Genomic DNA, 15,759 nt, shown 5'->3' on the forward strand with positions numbered 1-15,759 from the left:
ATGACGCAGCAGTTCTATGTTTCCCCCGAACAGCTGATGAAGGACCGTGCGGACTTCGCACGGAAGGGCATCGCCCGCGGACGCTCGGTGGTGGTCATCAGTTGCCGGGACGGGATTGCCCTCGTGGCGGAGAACCCGTCCCCGTCACTGCACAAGATCGGCGAGATCTACGACAAAATCGCGTTTGCGGCGGTCGGAAAGTACAACGAATTTGAGAGTCTGCGGCAAGCCGGGGTGCGGTACGCCGATGTCCGGGGCTATTCCTACGACCGCGAGGACGTCACGGCCCGCGGCCTCGCGAGCGTGTACGCGCAGAGCCTCGGCGCGGTGTTTACGGCCGAACAGAAACCCTTCGAGGTGGAACTGGCCGTGGCCGAAGTCGGCCAGACCCAGGAAGCGGACCATCTGTACCGGCTGACCTTTGACGGGTCGATCGCCGATGAGCACGGCTTTATCGTGATGGGCGGCCAGGCGGACAAGGTTTCCGAGGCTGTCGCGGCGGGCTGGCAGGGCGAACTCGACTTCGCGGGCGCGATCCGGCTGGCCCTCGCCGGGCTCGTGGCAGACAAGGAAACCACCACCCTGCCGGTATCCGCACTGGAAGTAGCGGTACTGGACCGGGGATCTGAAAGCGGCCGCGGCACCCGCCGGTCGTTCCGCCGGCTCGAGGATCCGGACATCGTGGCATTGCTGGCTGAGGAGAAGTGAGATGGACAAGCGCATATTCGGCATCGAAACCGAATTCGGAATTTCCTATTCAAGTCCGGAGTCCCGGCCGCTGGCGCCTGAGGAAGTGGCCCGCTACCTCTTCCGCAAGGTGGTCAGCTGGGGACGGTCCTCCAACGTCTTCCTGACCAACGGCTCACGCCTCTACCTGGACGTCGGATCCCACCCGGAATACGCCACGGCCGAGTGCGACGACCTGGCCCAGCTGATCGCGCATGACCGCGCCGGGGAACTGATCCTGTGCGACCTCGTGGACGAAGCCCAGGAACGGCTGGCAGCGGAAGGTTTCAACGGGACCGTGTACCTGTTCAAGAACAACACGGACTCGGCCGGGAACTCCTACGGCAGCCACGAAAACTACCTCATCCCACGCCGCGGGGAATTTTCCCGGCTCGCGGAGATCCTCATCCCGTTCCTTGTCACCCGCCAGCTGATCGCTGGCGCCGGCAAGATCCTCAAGACCCCGCACGGGGCCACCTTCGCCTTCTCCCAGCGGGCCGACCACATCTGGGAGGGCGTCTCTTCCGCCACCACCCGCTCCAGGCCCATCATCAACACCCGGGACGAGCCGCACGCCGACGCCGAGTTCTACCGGCGCCTGCACGTGATTGTCGGCGACTCCAACATGTCCGAAACGACGGCCCTGCTCAAGATCGGCACCGTAGACCTGATCCTGCGGATGATCGAGGCCGGGGTGATCATGCGCGACATGCGGATGGAGAACCCTATCCGCAGCATCCGGGAAATCTCCCACGACCTCAGCGGCCGGGCACTGGTGCGGCTCGCCAACGGCCGGCAGCTTACGGCCCTGGAAATCCAGCGCGAGTACCTGGGCAAGGTGACGGCGTTTGTTGCCGAACACGGCGCGCACAACCCACACGTGCCCATGATCCTGGACCTCTGGGAGCGCACCCTGGACGCCATCGAAAGCGGCGACACGAGCACGATCGATACCGAAGTGGACTGGGCCATCAAGAAGAAGCTCATGGACAACTACCGGGAACGGCACGGGCTGGGGCTTGACGCGCCCCGGATTGCGCAGCTGGACCTGACGTACCATGACATTTCCCGCGGCCGCGGCCTCTTCTACCTGCTCCAAGCCCGCGGGGCGGTGCGCCGGGTGGTGGACGACACCGCGGTCAAGGATGCTGTGGACGCCCCGCCGCAGACCACGCGTGCCAAACTTCGCGGCGACTTCGTCCGGCGGGCCCAGGAGCTCGGCCGCGACTACACCGTGGACTGGGTCCATCTGAAGCTGAACGACCGCGCCCACCAGACCATCCTGTGCAAAGATCCGTTCCGGAGCGTGGACGACCGGGTGGATGCGCTGCTGGACTCGATGGGCTGATACCCAGCTTCGCACGTTATTCTGGGGTAGGGCCGCCTTGCGGTCGCTGCTTTCTTTGCCACGGGAAACCGAACGGCACTGAGTCCACCCTGCCTCGACGAAAGTTTCCAAGTGCGCCGACTACTAGCAATTCTTCTTCCCGGACTGCTGCTGCTGACCGCCTGCGGCGGCAGCGAAGCGCCGCCGGCTCCGGAACCCACCAGCCAGTCCGCGGGTGAGACCGCCAAGCTGGACTCGGTCAAATTGACCGAGAAGGGTGACAAGAAGGCCCCCGGTGTCGAGTTCACCAAGCCGCTCGACGTCAAGGAACCCACTGTCAAGGTGGTCACCGAGGGCAGTGGCGAGCGGGTCAAGGCCAACCAGATCGCCAACATTTCGATCGTTGCCTTCAACGGCAAGGACGGGTCCACCCTCGAAGACACCTTCCCGAACGATCCCGAGCCGCTGGAGCTGAACGACGAGCTCAAGACCAGCAGCCCCGTGATCTATAACGCGTTCGTGGGCGCCAAGATTGGCTCCCACATCGCCCTGGCCGTACCCGGCCAGGCCGCCGCCGAGGGTACTGCGGCCAAGCCGACGCAGCTCCTGGTCGTCAAGGTGCTCTCCGCCAAGGACGCTCCGCCGGTTCTGGACAAGCCTGAGGGCGACGCCGTCACGCCGCCGGCCGGACTGCCGACCGTCAAGGACAACGACAAGGGCGTCCCGGAGATCTCGGTCGCCGGCGTCAAGGCGCCGACCAAGCTGATCTCCCAGGACCTCATCACCGGCAAGGGCCAGGCCCTCAAGGAGACCGACACCATCACCGTGAACTACGTCGGCGTGGCCCTGGCCACCGGCAAGGTCTTCGATTCCAGCTTTGAAAGTGGCAAGAAGGCCACCTTCCCGCTGACCGGTGTCATCAAGGGCTGGACCCAGGGCCTGACCGGCAAGACGGTTGGCTCCCGCGTCCTTTTGGTGGTCCCGAAGGCCCTCGCCTACGGTGATCAGGGCCAAGGCGACGCGAAGGGCGACCTCGTCTTCGTGGTCGACATACTCGGCGTCAAGTAACCCACCGCAACAACCGCAACCACCACACGTCATCTCAAAGGAGTAACCATGTCATTTGGACAGCGCAACCTCGACCGCGAGAAGCCGGAAATTGAGTTCCCCGAAGGAGACGTCCCCACCGAACTGGTCATCACCGACCTGATCGAAGGGGACGGCGCCGAGGCCAAGCCCGGCGACACCGTTTCCACGCACTACGTGGGCGTCGCCTGGTCCACGGGTGAAGAATTCGATGCCTCCTGGGGCCGCGGCGCGCCGCTCGACTTCCGGGTCGGCGTCGGCCAGGTCATCCAGGGCTGGGACCAGGGCCTGCTGGGCATGAAGGTCGGCGGCCGCCGCCGCCTCGAGATCCCCTCTGAGCTTGCCTACGGCGCCCGTGGCGCCGGCGGGGCGATCGGCCCGAACGAGGCCCTGATCTTCGTCGTGGACCTCGTCGCCGTCCGCTAAGGCACACGACGCTGCAGGACCGGCTGAATCAGCCCCACACGGCGCAGGCGCGGTAACAATCGGAAAAGTTCTTCCGGCTGTTGCCGCGCTTTCGTCATTTTCCGGGATCGGCTTTAGTACCCTTGCGGGGTGTCCGCCTCACGTACAGAACGCCTCCTGAACCTGCTCATCGCCCTGCTCAACACCAAATATGGCCTGCGCCGCGGCGAGTTGCGCGAAAAGGTCTACCACGACACCACGAGCAGTGACGTCGCCTTCGGCCGCATGTTCGAACGCGACAAAGGCGAGTTGCGCCAGTTTGGCTTCGACGTCGAAACCGTGACGGACACGGGCTGGGGGTCCGATGACCCGGCAACCACCCGCTACCGGATCGGCAAGGAATCGAACCGGCTGCCCGACGTCAGCCTCACCCCCGAAGAGTGCACCGTCCTCATCCTCGCGGCGCAGCTCTGGGAGCACGCCGCCCTCGGCTCCGCCGCCGTGGACGCGGTCCGCAAGCTGCAGGCCGCCGGCGGCCTCGTCGACGCCGAACTCCCCACCGGCGTCCAGCCGCGCATCCGGCCCGCCGGCCAGGCCTTCGAAGACCTGGTGGCCGCCATTCACGCCCAGCACCCGGTCAGGTTCAGCTACCTCGCCAGCAGCACGGGCCAGGAGCAGGAACGGCTGGTGGAGCCCTGGGGCCTGGGCAGCCGCTTCGGCCAGTGGTACCTCGTGGGTCACGACCGCGGCAGGGGAGACAAGCGGTTCTTCCGGCTCTCCCGCCTGACGTCCGCCGTGACCGTGCTGGAGAAGGAGAGCTTCGCGTCTCCCGCCGCGTTCAATGTCCGCGCCGAGCTGGCGGCCCTGGCCGAGTTGCCGGTGCAGAACGCCGTCGTCGACGTCGAGCAGGGACGGCTCCTGGGGCTCCGCAAACGCGCCCAGGCGGTTCCGGACCCAGCACTGGAACGCGCTGCTCAGGAACTGGGGCTACAACGGCCCGCGGCCGGGACGGACCGCCTCACCCTACCCTTCCGGGATGCCGAGACGCTGGGCGAGGAGTTGGCCTCCTACGGTCCCCGGGTCACCGTGATTTCACCTCCCGAGCTGGAGGGCGCCGTCCGCCGCCGGCTCACCGCCGCCGCAGCCTTCGCCGCCAGGCCCGTTCCGGACGTGGCCTTCCCCGCAGCAGGACCCACCGGCCGCACCCGCAAACGCACCTCGGAGGACCAGCTCAAGCGGATGCTGCAGCTCGTGCCCTTCCTTGTCCACAACCAAGGACTGCACATCAGCGAGGTCGCCGCCAGGTTTGGGATCACCCGCAAGGCGCTCGAGGACGACCTGCGTATCCTGATCTGCTCGGGCCTCCCGGAAGGCTACCCCGACGATCTGCTGGACATCCAGTGGGATGATGACCACGTTTACATCACCCAGGCACTGGACCTGACCCGTCCCGTACGGTTCACCGTGGACGAGGCCTGCGCCCTCCTGACCGGCCTGGAGACCCTCAACGGCCTCCCCGAGCTGGCCGAAGGCGGCGCACTCGAATCGGTGACGCTCAAACTCATGGCGGCGGCGGGGGAGGAAGGGCTGAAAGCGGCCGCGCTCTCAGGCCCCGAGGTGGCCCCCGGCAACTCCGCCATCCTCGAAACCGCCCGTTCGGCTATCGGTTCCGGGGCACAGCTGCACTTGAAGTACTTCTCGCCGCAGCGCGACGCCGTGTCCGAACGCGAGGTGGACCCCCTGCGACTCTATTCGCTGGACAACACGTGGTATCTCGAGGCGTACTGCCACTCCGCCAAGGGCCTGCGCAACTTCCGTCTGGACAGGATCGAAGCGCTCGAACCCAACGGCCGGCCGGCGGCCGCCGCGGCGAAACCGGCGGACAGCTTTCCGGTGAAACTGTTCACCCCGAACGACGACGACACGGTGGTGGTAGTGGAACTTGCGCCCCGCGGCACCGGCCTCGCTGACGACTACTACGCCGAGCGCACCGCGGCCCTGCCCGGCGGCGGCATGCTCGCCGAAATCCGGTTCGGCAGCACGGACTGGCTGCCGATGTTCGTAGCCCAGCACGGCGGCATGGTGCGGATCCTGCAGCCAGGCGCCCTCGCAGACGCGTCGCGGGAATGGATCGCCGCGGCCCTGACGCAATACGAAGCCTCGTCCGATGCCCGATAGACTGATCTGCATGCCTTGGTGGTCCTGGATCGTTATTTGGATAGCGCTCATCGCGCTGTCGCTGCTGTTCTTCGGCGTGCTCGGCCTGCGGCTCTACCGGCAAGCCATGACCACGCTTGAGGAATTGGGTGAAGCCGCCGAACGGTTCTCCCACCTGCCCTCGCCGCCGGGCCCGGAAACCGGGCCCGCAACGGCCGACGCCGAGGCCGGCGCCCCGGACAGCACGGACACAGGCCCCCGGCCGCTCCCCGGCGACGCCGTTTTTGCCTCGCCTGCCCGGATGCGACATGATTACCACGCATCCAAGTTCGCCCGGCAGAACGCCCGCCGGCTGCGCCGCATCCAGCGCAAGAAGGACCGCGGGCAACCCCAGGCACTGCGCGACATCGAAACTCGTTAGTCATAGGATGTATTCAAACGAAAGGACCTCCCCTCATGAGGCTTGAAGGCTGGCATCTCATCATCATCATCGTCCTGGCATTGGTGCTGTTCGCTGCGCCGAAGCTGCCGGGCATGGCCCGCAGCTTGGGACAGTCGATGCGCATTTTCAAGTCGGAAGTCCGGGAAATGAAGAAGGACGGCACCACCGAGGCCAAGGATGGCTCCGAACCGGTCGAAGGCCGTGTCATCAACCACCCGCAGGCCGGCGCACCGGAAAGCCGCACGGGAGACGGAACCGACGTTCCGCCGTCGACCCGCGCCTAAGACCGCATGGCACTAACCATGAGCCGGCGATCGAACCCCGAGGGGAGGATGGCGCTCCTCGACCACCTGAAAGAGCTTCGCAACCGGCTCTTTAAGGCGGCAATCGCCGTCGTCCTTGGCACGGTAGTGGGTTTCCTTGTCTACCAGCCAATGCTGGCGGCCCTGATCAAGCCCATCCGCGACCTCAACGAGCACGAGGGCCGGCAGGCCACCCTGAACTTCGACGGCGTCGCGAGCTCGTTCGACCTCATGATCCAGGTGTCCGTGTTCCTGGGCCTGATCATCGCCAGCCCCGTCTGGCTCTACCAACTGTGGGCCTTCATTGTGCCCGGGCTGCATAAGAAGGAACGCCGCCTGGCCCTGTCCTTCGTCGCAGCGGCCGTGCCGCTGTTCCTGGGCGGCGTCCTGCTGGCCTGGCTCGTGCTCCCCAACGCGGTGCGCGTCCTGACCGATTTCACGCCGTCGGGCGGCTCCAACTTCATCAGCGCCCAGGTGTACCTGTCCTTTGTGCTGCGGCTGCTGCTCGCCTTCGGCATCGCCTTCCTCCTGCCGGTGGTCCTGTTCGGATTGAACCTGGCCGGGCTCATCAAGGGCCAGCAGCTCCTGAAGAGCTGGCGGGTCACGGTGTTCCTGGTCTGCCTGTTCGCCGCGATGGCCGCCCCCGGCGCCGACGCGATGAGCATGTTCTACCTGGCCGGACCCATGCTGGCGCTGTTCTTCGCCGCGATCGGGCTCTGCTTGCTCAACGACCGCCGGCGCGAGCGGCGCGCCGTCAAGCGCGCGGCCGAGACCGAAGCCACAGCCGACCAGGCCACCCCCAGCTCCGAGCTGGAGAACCTCTAGCCTTTGGCGCATTAGGCTGGAAGCATGTCGTCACACCCCGGGCCGGAATCGCCGTCCGAACGTTACCGCGCCAGCGTCGAGCGGGCCGCCGAAGCCAAAACCTATCTTGGCGGGTTCATCCGCTCGCTCGAATTCGAACTCGATGACTTCCAGCGCGAAGCATGCCTGTCGCTGCAGGCCGGCCGCGGCGTGCTAGTGGCCGCCCCCACCGGCGCCGGGAAAACAATCGTGGGGGAATTTGCCATCTATCTGGCCCTCCAGCGCGGACTCAAAGCGTTCTACACCACGCCCATCAAGGCCCTGAGCAACCAGAAGTACGCCGAGCTCGCCGCCAAGTACGGCGCCGCCCAGGTGGGCCTGCTGACCGGCGATACCAGCATCAACGGCGACGCCCCCGTGGTGGTGATGACCACCGAAGTGCTCCGCAACATGCTCTACGCGGACTCGGATACCCTGAATGATCTCGGCTTCGTGGTCATGGACGAGGTCCACTACCTCGCTGACCGCTTCCGCGGCGCGGTGTGGGAGGAAGTCATCATCCACCTGCCCAGCGAGGTCCAGGTGGCATCTCTAAGCGCCACGGTGTCCAACGCCGAGGAGTTCGGTGCGTGGCTCGACACCGTCCGCGGGCAGACAGACGTGATCGTCTCCGAACACCGCCCGGTGCCCCTGTGGCAGCACGTCATGGTGGGCCGGAAGATCGTGGACCTGTTTGCCGGCGACACCAGCTTTGATGAGATCGCGCTGCCGGGTGAGGCGATTGCAGGGGAGGCGGCTGCCGGCCGGGCCTCAGCAGGCAAAGCAGTTGCCGCCGGCGCCCCCGCGGCCGTCACCGCAGAGCTGTCCGGGCGGGCCGGCTTCGAGGTCAACCCGGAACTGCTCTCCATGGCGCGGGCCGAGAGCCAGATGAATTTCCGTGGCCGCTTCGGCCATGGCGGCCGGAGCCAGCGCCGCAACCAACGCAGTCAGCGGGACGAGCCGCAAAGCGCCCAGCGCAGCCCGGTGCGGAAGGCCAGCCGGCCGCAGGTTATCGCCAGCCTGGACCGGCAGGACCTCCTGCCGGCCATCACGTTCATCTTCTCGCGGGCCGGCTGCGATGCCGCCGTGGCCCAGTGCGTGGCGGCCGGCCTCTGGCTGACCACCGAGCGCGAACAACAGATCATCGCCCAGCGCGTCGACGAGGCCGCCCAGGACATCCCCTCGGACGACCTCGATGTGCTCGGCTTCTGGAGCTGGCGGGACGGCCTGCTGCGCGGTCTCGCCGCGCATCACGCCGGCATGCTGCCGACCTTCAAGGAGGTTGTGGAAAAGCTGTTCGTCGACGGGCTGGTCAAGGCCGTCTTCGCCACCGAAACGCTCGCCCTCGGCGTCAATATGCCGGCCCGCTGCGTCGTGCTGGAAAAGCTGGACAAGTTCAACGGCGAGGCCCATGTCAACATCACGGCGGGGGAGTACACCCAGCTGACGGGCCGCGCCGGACGCCGCGGCATCGACGTCGAGGGCCACGCAGTGGTCCTGTGGCAGCCCGGCACGGATCCCGCGGCTGTCGCGGGCCTCGCCTCACGGCGGACCTACCCGCTGAACTCCAGTTTCCGGCCCACGTACAACATGTCAATCAATCTCCTGGCGCAGTTCGGCCGGCCCCGTGCCCGGGAGATCCTCGAATCGTCCTTTGCCCAGTTCCAGGCGGACCGTTCCGTGGTTGGGTTGGCCCGGCAGGTTAGGAGCCGCGAGGAGTCCATCGCCGGGTTCAGCAAGGCCATGACCTGCCATCTGGGGGATTTCACCGAATACGCGCGCTTGCGGCGGGCCTTGGGCGACGCCGAGACCACCGCCTCCAGGGGCAGTTCCCGGGCCAAAAAGTCCCTCACCGAGGACTCCCTGAGCCGGCTGCTGCCAGGCGACGTGGTGGATGTCCCCGCCGGCAAGTCACCCGGACTGGCAGTGGTGCTCAGCTCCGACCACGAATCCCGGGAGCCCCGGCCCGCCGTCATGACGCTGGACAACCAGCTCCGCCGGATCGGACTGCACGACGTTGAAGGTCCGTTGTCCCCGATCACGCGGATCAGGATTCCCAAGTCCTTCAACGCGAAGGTCCCCAAGTCCCGCCGCGATCTGGCGTCCTCGGTGCGCAACGCGATCCGCGAGCACCGGCCGCCCGCGCCCCCGCGCCGCGACGACGACTTCGGCCGGGCCTCCGCAGCGCCCAACCAGGAGAAGCGGATTAACGAGTTGCGCCGCGAGCTCCGCGCCCACCCGTGCCACGGCTGCAGCGAACGCGAGGACCATGCCCGCTGGTCCGAACGCTGGTGGAAGCTCCGCCAGGAGACGGACGGGCTCATCCGGCAGATCCAAGGCCGGACCAACACCATTGCCAAGACCTTCGACCGTGTATGCGGCGTCCTGACCGGCTACGGCTACCTGGAGACCTCGGACACCGGTGTGCTGTCCATCAGCCCGGACGGGCAACGCCTGCGGCGGATCTACGGCGAAAAGGACCTGTTGATTTCGCAGTCCCTGCGGCTGGGGGCGTTCGACGACCTCGACGCCGCCGAGATCGCCGCCCTGGCCAGCGTGCTGGTCTACCAGGCCAAGCGCGAGGACCGCGGCCTGCGGCCCAAGATGCCGAGTGTGTCCCTGGAGTCCGCGGTCGACATCGTGGTCCGCGAATGGTCCGCACTGGAGGACGTGGAAGAGGCCAACAAGCTGCCGCTCACCGGCGAGCCTGAGCTCGGCCTCGTCTGGCCGATCTTCAAATGGGCCAAGGGCCGGCACCTCCAGGAGGTGCTGAGCGGCACCGACCTCGCTGCGGGCGACTTTGTCCGCTGGGTCAAACAGGTGATTGACCTCCTGGACCAGCTGGCCGACATCCCGAACCTCGACCCCCGGATTGCGCGGCTGTGCGAGCAGGCCATCAAGCTCATCAAACGTGGCGTCGTCGCCTATTCCTCCGTGGCGTAGGGCTGCGGGCCGTGCGCCCGCCCCCTGGCCCACTCGCTGGCCCGCTAACGCGGCCTGCCACGACTTTAGAACCCGCCGGCGCTGGGCCGGCCACCAGTTACAAGGAGTTCCCGCCCCATGACTAATTCGCCGGCCGCCCCCGCCCCCCGCAAAGTCACGCTGTACCGCAACGGCTCCGTCTACACTGCGGCCGATCCCTTTGCGACGGCCATGCTGGTCGACGGCGACACGGTCGTCTGGGTCGGTTCCGAGCAGGCCGCCACTTCGATCGCGGACTCCTCCATGGAGGTGATCGATCTGCAGGGTGCGCTCCTGGCCCCTGGCTTCGTCGACTCCCACGTCCACGTGACGGAAACCGGAATCGCGCTGGATGGGCTCCAGCTCGCCGGCGTGCGCTCGGCCACTGAGCTGCTCGACGCCGTAGCCGCCTCCCCTGCCAAAGGCGCCGTCTTGGGCCACGGCTGGGACGAGAGCACCTGGGCCGATCCCACCCTGCCCAGCCGGGACGAAATCGAACGCGCGGCCGGCGGCCGCCAGGTCTATCTGTCCCGCGTGGACGTCCACTCGGCCCTGGTTTCAAGCTCCCTGGCGGCGTCGGCCGGACTGGACGGGCTCGACGGCGACGCCGGCGGCAGCCAGGTCAAACGCGGGGCGCACACGGCGGCCCGCCGCACGGCCCGCCAGCTGCCGGCCGACGCCCTGCGCAGCTACCAGCGGCGTGCCCTCGCCGAAGCGGCCGCCAACGGCTACGTGGCCCTCGCCGAGATGGCCGCCCCCCATATCGGGAGTGTCGAGGACCTGCAGCTCGCGGCGGGCTGGAATGACGGCCGGGACGCTGTCCCGGAGATCCTGCCGTACTGGGGCGAACTGGCCACATCGCAGGAGCATGCCCGGTCCATCCTTGACGGCCTGGGCGTGTCCGTCCTCGGCCTCGCCGGGGACCTGAACATTGACGGCTCGATCGGTTCACGGACCGCCTCCCTCCGTGAGGACTACGCCGACGCACCAGGGGAGCGCGGGAACCTGTACCTCTCCGTGGCCGAGGCAGCCGCCCACCTTGCGGCGTGCTCGCTCCTGGGGATCCAGGCAGGCTTTCACGTGATCGGCGACGCCGGTCTGGACGCGGCCCTCGACGCCCTCGACCTCGCCGCGGCCGAGGTGGGGGAGCAGCGCGTCCGCGCCGCGGGTCACCGTTTCGAGCACGTCGAGCTCGCGGATGCAGCGGCCATCGGCCGGCTGGCGCGCTATTCGGTCACCGTCAGCGCGCAGCCGGTCTTCGACGCCCTGTGGGGTGGCGGGGACAGCCTGTACCAGCAGCGGCTCGGCTCCCGCCGGCTGGGCATGAACCCCTTTGCAAGCTTCTACGCGGCCGGTGTGCCGATCTGCTTCGGCAGCGACAGCCCGGTGACGCCGCTGCGGCCGTGGTCCAGCGTGCGTGCGTGCCTGCAGCACACCAATCCTGCGGAACAGATCTCCGCCCGGGCCGCGTTCCTTGGCCACACGCGGGCCGGCTGGCGGGCCGCCCGCTACCCCAACCCCATGGCCGGGCAACTGGTGCCGGGGGCCCCGGCTAGCTTCGCGGTCTGGGAGGTCGAGGAACTCATGGTCCAGGTTGCCGACGGCCGGGTGCAGTCCTGGAGCACCGATCCGCGCGCCCGCACACCACTTCTGCCGGCGCTGGACACCGGCAAGGATCCGGCCTGCCTGCTGACGGTACGGGACGGCCAGGAACTCTATGCCAGCGGCGCCCTCGGCGGCTGAACCCTTGGCATGTGAATCCTCGGCACCCTGAAGCCGGCGCGTGATCCTGGGTCCGTCATCCGGCCGGCGGAGCCGAAACATTCACGGCGGCAACAATGCGCTGAACTGGGACGATGCACATAACGGCAGGTCACCGCTCGGTTGACAGATCGGTCCGCCCCCGTAGCATTGAGGGGCAACGGAGGGTTGCGCACGGCGCAGGCTCCGGCAGTCCCCGGTCCATCCCAGGTTGCCGCACCCGCGGGAGCTTTTCTGGTCATGACCACGGGCACCCCCAGGGGGCGGGTCCACTTCGCAGCAGAAAACGGTTCCGGCGTCGCAATTCGAGGCCTGCCGGAACTGGCCCGAAGCGGGTGGACCTGCCCGGGGGGGTCATCCGGCCCCGTCCGGCGCGCGTAACTCCCTATAATGGGAAGTTGCGCCTGAATATCCAGAACGACTGACGTTCGGCGCACCGACCGCTCCCTTCAAGGAAAGGCCTCGCTGTGCGTGTCCTCACCATCATCCCGACCTATAACGAGCTGGAATCGTTGCCCAAGACCCTCGGTCGCCTGCGCACAGCCGTGCCCGCTTCCGACGTGCTGGTTGTCGACGACAACAGCCCCGACGGCACGGGGCAGCTGGCGGACCGCCTGGCCGCCGAAGACGGCCAGGTCCACGTCCTGCACCGCGCCGGAAAGGCGGGGCTCGGCGCGGCGTACATCGCCGGTTTCAAGTGGGGCCTCGACGCCGGTTACGACATCCTCGTGGAGATGGACGCCGACGGCTCGCACCAGCCTGAGCAGCTGCCCCAGCTGATCGAGGCCGTGGAACAGGGCGCGGACCTCGCCATGGGCTCACGCTGGGTTCCCGGCGGCCGCGTGGTCAACTGGCCGATCTACCGCCAGGCCATCAGCCGGATCGGCAGCACCTACGCCCGGATCATGCTGGGCGTGAAGATCAAGGACGTCACCGGCGGCTTCCGCGCCTTCCGCCGGACCACGCTCGAGAAGTTGAACCTGGATACCGTGGACTCGGTCGGCTACGGCTTCCAAGTGGATCTGGCCTGGCGCGTGGCCAAGCTCGGCCTGACGATCGTGGAACGCCCCATCACCTTCGTTGAGCGGGAGCTCGGCGCTTCGAAGATGAGCGGCAACATCGTCGTCGAAGCCATGATCAACGTCACCAAATGGGGACTCACTGCCCGCTGGAACAAGCTCCGGGGCAAGCAGGACGCCAGGCAGGACGCCTAGCAGCACGGACGGCTCCCGTCCCCGGATGGCAATCCGGACTAAAAAGGGCCGGGCCCGCATCAAAAGAATGATGCAGGCCCGGCCCTTGCCGTAGCCGGTGTTCTTTGGGCTAGGCTGAGCGGCGTTCGCCGCGGCGTTCGCGCAGGATCGTGAGGCGGTCTTCGAGGATCTGCTCAAGCTCGGGAAGCGAGCGGCGCTCCAGCAACATGTCCCAGTGCGTGCGCACTGCCTTTTCGTTGCTGTTGACGGGGCGTTCGCCGTCCACCAGCAAGGCCTCCTTGCCCGTCTTCGAAACCCAGACCGGGGGAATTTCGGCTTCCGAGGAGAACGTCACGAACACCTGTTCGCCGTCCTCGCAACGGTATTCAACCCGCTGGCGCGGAGCCGGTTCGACGCCGGATTCGGTCTCCATGCTCTGTGCGCCAAGGCGCATACCCCGCAGGCTGCGATCGCTCATCTTTTCTCCCTCTATTCGGTTCGCAGGGTCCAGCCCTGCGTTGTCCGGGGGCCGTCAGGCGCCGGACTTCTGGTTCCACCGCGCTGTACCGTAGCTGGCCCGTAGAGCCCGGCCAGAAGACAGTCACCAGTGGAAAAAACTGTTTGGAACATCATTGGAATCAACGCTGTGCGGAGCGTTTTTGTTCCGGACGGCTGAACCGACCGGACAAATATTTAAGTATACGGGAGTGGTGCATGCGAGGTAAAGCGAGTGGTCCGGCGGGATGGACTGCGTAGGCTGTACCCGTCTGGCCCGGCTTAAGCTGGCTGGCCCCCGCAGCCGGGCCGAAACGGCCAGGCTGCGGGGGCCAGCAGGGGACCACGTGGGCCGCGCAGTTAGGCAGGCGGTGTCCTCGTGAACCAAGGCGGGCGCAGGCTCAGGGCAGGTGCCCTTGGCCGTCCGCACCGACGGGCGCTGACGGCGGAGCGGCGTCCGGCGTCGGGGACACCTGCTCTTGGACAGCGTTAGCACCCAGTACGTTGCCGATCCCCTTGAGGGCCTCGCCAACCTCACTGGGAATGATCCACAGCTTGTTCGAGCTTCCCTCGGCAATCTTCGGGAGGGTCTGGAGGTACTGGTAGGCGAGCAGTTTCTGATCCGGGTTGCCCTTGTGGATCGCGTCGAAGACCTTCTGGATGGCCTGAGCCTCGCCGTCAGCCCGCAGGATCGCGGCCTTGGCGTCGCCTTCGGCCTTCAGGATGGAGGACTGACGCTGGCCCTCGGCAGTGAGGATTGCGGACTGCTTGGTGCCTTCCGCGGTCAGGATGGCGGCGCGGCGGTCACGTTCAGCCCGCATCTGCTTTTCCATCGAATCCTGGATCGAGTGGGGCGGATCGATCGCCTTGAGCTCCACCCGGGAGACCCGGATGCCCCAGCGACCGGTGGCCTCGTCCAGGACTCCGCGGAGCTGGCCGTTGATCTGGTCGCGCGAGGTCAGCGCTTCCTCAAGGTTGAGGCCGCCAACCACGTTGCGCAGGGTGGTGGTGGTGAGCTGCTCCACCGCCTGGATGTAGTTGGCGATCTCGTAGGTGGCGGCCCGTGCGTCAGTGACTTGGAAGTAGACCACGGTGTCGATCGAAACCACCAGGTTGTCCTCAGTAATGACGGGCTGCGGCGGGAAAGAAACCACCTGCTCGCGCAGGTCGAGCAACGGTAGCAACCGGTCCACAAACGGGATCAGCAGGGTAAGTCCGGGATTCAGCGTGCGTTGGTATTTGCCCAGCCGTTCAACAACGCCGGCCCGGGCCTGTGGAATGATCCGAACCGACCGGACCAGCACAATAATTACGAACACAATTAGTACCAGCAGCACAATTGCGACTGCGATATCCATACATCACCTATTCCCCAGTTGTTTGGTTTGGTCTCGCTCCGGCAGTTCAGCGGGCTTCCGGACAGCTGTGGCCGCAGAACTGCTGGCGGTTATTGGATTGCCGATTCCGGCTGCGGGGCCACGATCGCGGTGGCACCGTCGATGGCGCTGACCACGGCCTGCTGTCCGGGCACCAGCACTCCCGATTGGGACCGTGCACTCCAGACGTCCCCGCCAATCTTGACGAGGCCCCCGCTTTCGTTCACTGCCTCCATGACGACGGCGGGCTCGCCGATAAGTCGTTCGATGTTGGTGCGCTGATCCGCCGGGCCCCGGTGCAGATGCTTGAGGGCAACCGGCCGGACGAATCCGATCATGAGCAGGGATACCACGCAGAAGGCGATGATCTGCAGCCACGGATCTGCGCCGGCGAAGTCCGCCACGAGCCCGGCGAGGGCGCCGCCGCCGAGCATGATGAAGAACAGGTCCAGAGTGATCATCTCGACCACGGCAAACAGGAGAAAGAGCGTGAGCCACAGGGCCCACCAATTCTCGATCAGCCATTCAGACATCAATCCCCCCTTTAGTTCCGGGAGCTGCAGGCACAGTTCCCCAGTAACTGTCTTTCCATCCTAAGCGGCAGGGCAATATCTGGGACGGGGAGTTGGGAATTGATGGACAAAGTGGCCAAGTCGTTATTTCGCGGGTCCCTTCCCTGCCCCGA

General features: G+C 66.7%; 14 protein-coding genes. 11 read left to right on the plus strand and 3 right to left on the minus strand.

The annotated features are described in order from the left end of the window. The 11 genes from prcA (at position 1) to M2428_RS16275 (ending at position 13,224) form a co-directional block, all read left to right on the plus strand. The gene (gene prcA / locus M2428_RS16225; RefSeq protein ID WP_277526982.1) at positions 1 to 708 is read left to right on the plus strand and encodes a proteasome subunit alpha; all 708 of its coding nucleotides are present in this window, start codon (positions 1 to 3) and stop codon (positions 706 to 708) included. 1 nt (position 709) lies between these two features. Further along, positions 710 to 2,074: a Pup--protein ligase gene (gene pafA, locus M2428_RS16230; protein ID WP_277526983.1), complete on the plus strand. Its 1,365-nt coding sequence runs from the start codon at positions 710 to 712 to the stop codon at positions 2,072 to 2,074. Positions 2,075 to 2,185: 111 nt separating this feature from the next. Further along, complete coding sequence (locus tag M2428_RS16235; RefSeq protein ID WP_277526984.1) at positions 2,186 to 3,121, plus strand: FKBP-type peptidyl-prolyl cis-trans isomerase; 936 nt, start codon at positions 2,186 to 2,188, stop codon at positions 3,119 to 3,121. 48 nt (positions 3,122 to 3,169) lie between these two features. Next, complete coding sequence (locus tag M2428_RS16240; RefSeq protein ID WP_277526985.1) at positions 3,170 to 3,565, plus strand: FKBP-type peptidyl-prolyl cis-trans isomerase; 396 nt, start codon at positions 3,170 to 3,172, stop codon at positions 3,563 to 3,565. Between the two features lie 129 nt (positions 3,566 to 3,694). Then, positions 3,695 to 5,722: a WYL domain-containing protein gene (locus M2428_RS16245; RefSeq protein WP_277526986.1), complete on the plus strand. Its 2,028-nt coding sequence runs from the start codon at positions 3,695 to 3,697 to the stop codon at positions 5,720 to 5,722. A 10-nt stretch (positions 5,723 to 5,732) separates the two neighbouring features. Continuing rightward, positions 5,733 to 6,122, plus strand: coding sequence for a hypothetical protein (locus tag M2428_RS16250; RefSeq protein WP_277526987.1), 390 nt, complete (start codon positions 5,733 to 5,735; stop codon positions 6,120 to 6,122). A 35-nt stretch (positions 6,123 to 6,157) separates the two neighbouring features. Further along, positions 6,158 to 6,427, plus strand: coding sequence for a Sec-independent protein translocase subunit TatA (tatA, locus tag M2428_RS16255; RefSeq protein ID WP_277526988.1), 270 nt, complete (start codon positions 6,158 to 6,160; stop codon positions 6,425 to 6,427). A 48-nt stretch (positions 6,428 to 6,475) separates the two neighbouring features. After that, positions 6,476 to 7,270, plus strand: coding sequence for a twin-arginine translocase subunit TatC (gene tatC / locus M2428_RS16260; protein ID WP_277527088.1), 795 nt, complete (start codon positions 6,476 to 6,478; stop codon positions 7,268 to 7,270). A 24-nt stretch (positions 7,271 to 7,294) separates the two neighbouring features. Then, positions 7,295 to 10,231: a DEAD/DEAH box helicase gene (locus M2428_RS16265; protein WP_277526989.1), complete on the plus strand. Its 2,937-nt coding sequence runs from the start codon at positions 7,295 to 7,297 to the stop codon at positions 10,229 to 10,231. A gap of 117 nt (positions 10,232 to 10,348) precedes the next feature. Further along, positions 10,349 to 11,992 carry an amidohydrolase family protein gene (locus M2428_RS16270; protein ID WP_277526990.1) on the plus strand — a complete coding sequence of 548 codons (1,644 nt, stop codon included), beginning with the start codon at positions 10,349 to 10,351 and terminating at the stop codon, positions 11,990 to 11,992. 485 nt (positions 11,993 to 12,477) lie between these two features. Beyond that, positions 12,478 to 13,224 (plus strand): polyprenol monophosphomannose synthase, encoded by a 747-nt coding sequence (locus M2428_RS16275; RefSeq protein WP_277526991.1) that lies wholly within the window; start codon positions 12,478 to 12,480, stop codon positions 13,222 to 13,224. Positions 13,225 to 13,333: 109 nt separating this feature from the next. Here M2428_RS16275 and M2428_RS16280 read toward each other — a convergent pair whose 3' ends face one another. From M2428_RS16280 to M2428_RS16290, 3 genes are all read right to left on the minus strand, one after another. Continuing rightward, complete coding sequence (locus M2428_RS16280) at positions 13,334 to 13,681, minus strand: RNA polymerase-binding protein RbpA (protein WP_026266329.1); 348 nt, start codon at positions 13,679 to 13,681, stop codon at positions 13,334 to 13,336. A 418-nt stretch (positions 13,682 to 14,099) separates the two neighbouring features. Further along, positions 14,100 to 15,056: an SPFH domain-containing protein gene (locus tag M2428_RS16285; RefSeq protein ID WP_277526992.1), complete on the minus strand. Its 957-nt coding sequence runs from the start codon at positions 15,054 to 15,056 to the stop codon at positions 14,100 to 14,102. An 89-nt stretch (positions 15,057 to 15,145) separates the two neighbouring features. Further along, positions 15,146 to 15,607: an NfeD family protein gene (locus M2428_RS16290; protein ID WP_277526993.1), complete on the minus strand. Its 462-nt coding sequence runs from the start codon at positions 15,605 to 15,607 to the stop codon at positions 15,146 to 15,148. Between the last annotated feature and the right edge of the window lie 152 nt (positions 15,608 to 15,759).

Source organism: Arthrobacter sp. ES3-54 (genome assembly GCF_029504395.1).
Lineage (GTDB): Bacteria > Actinomycetota > Actinomycetes > Actinomycetales > Micrococcaceae > Arthrobacter.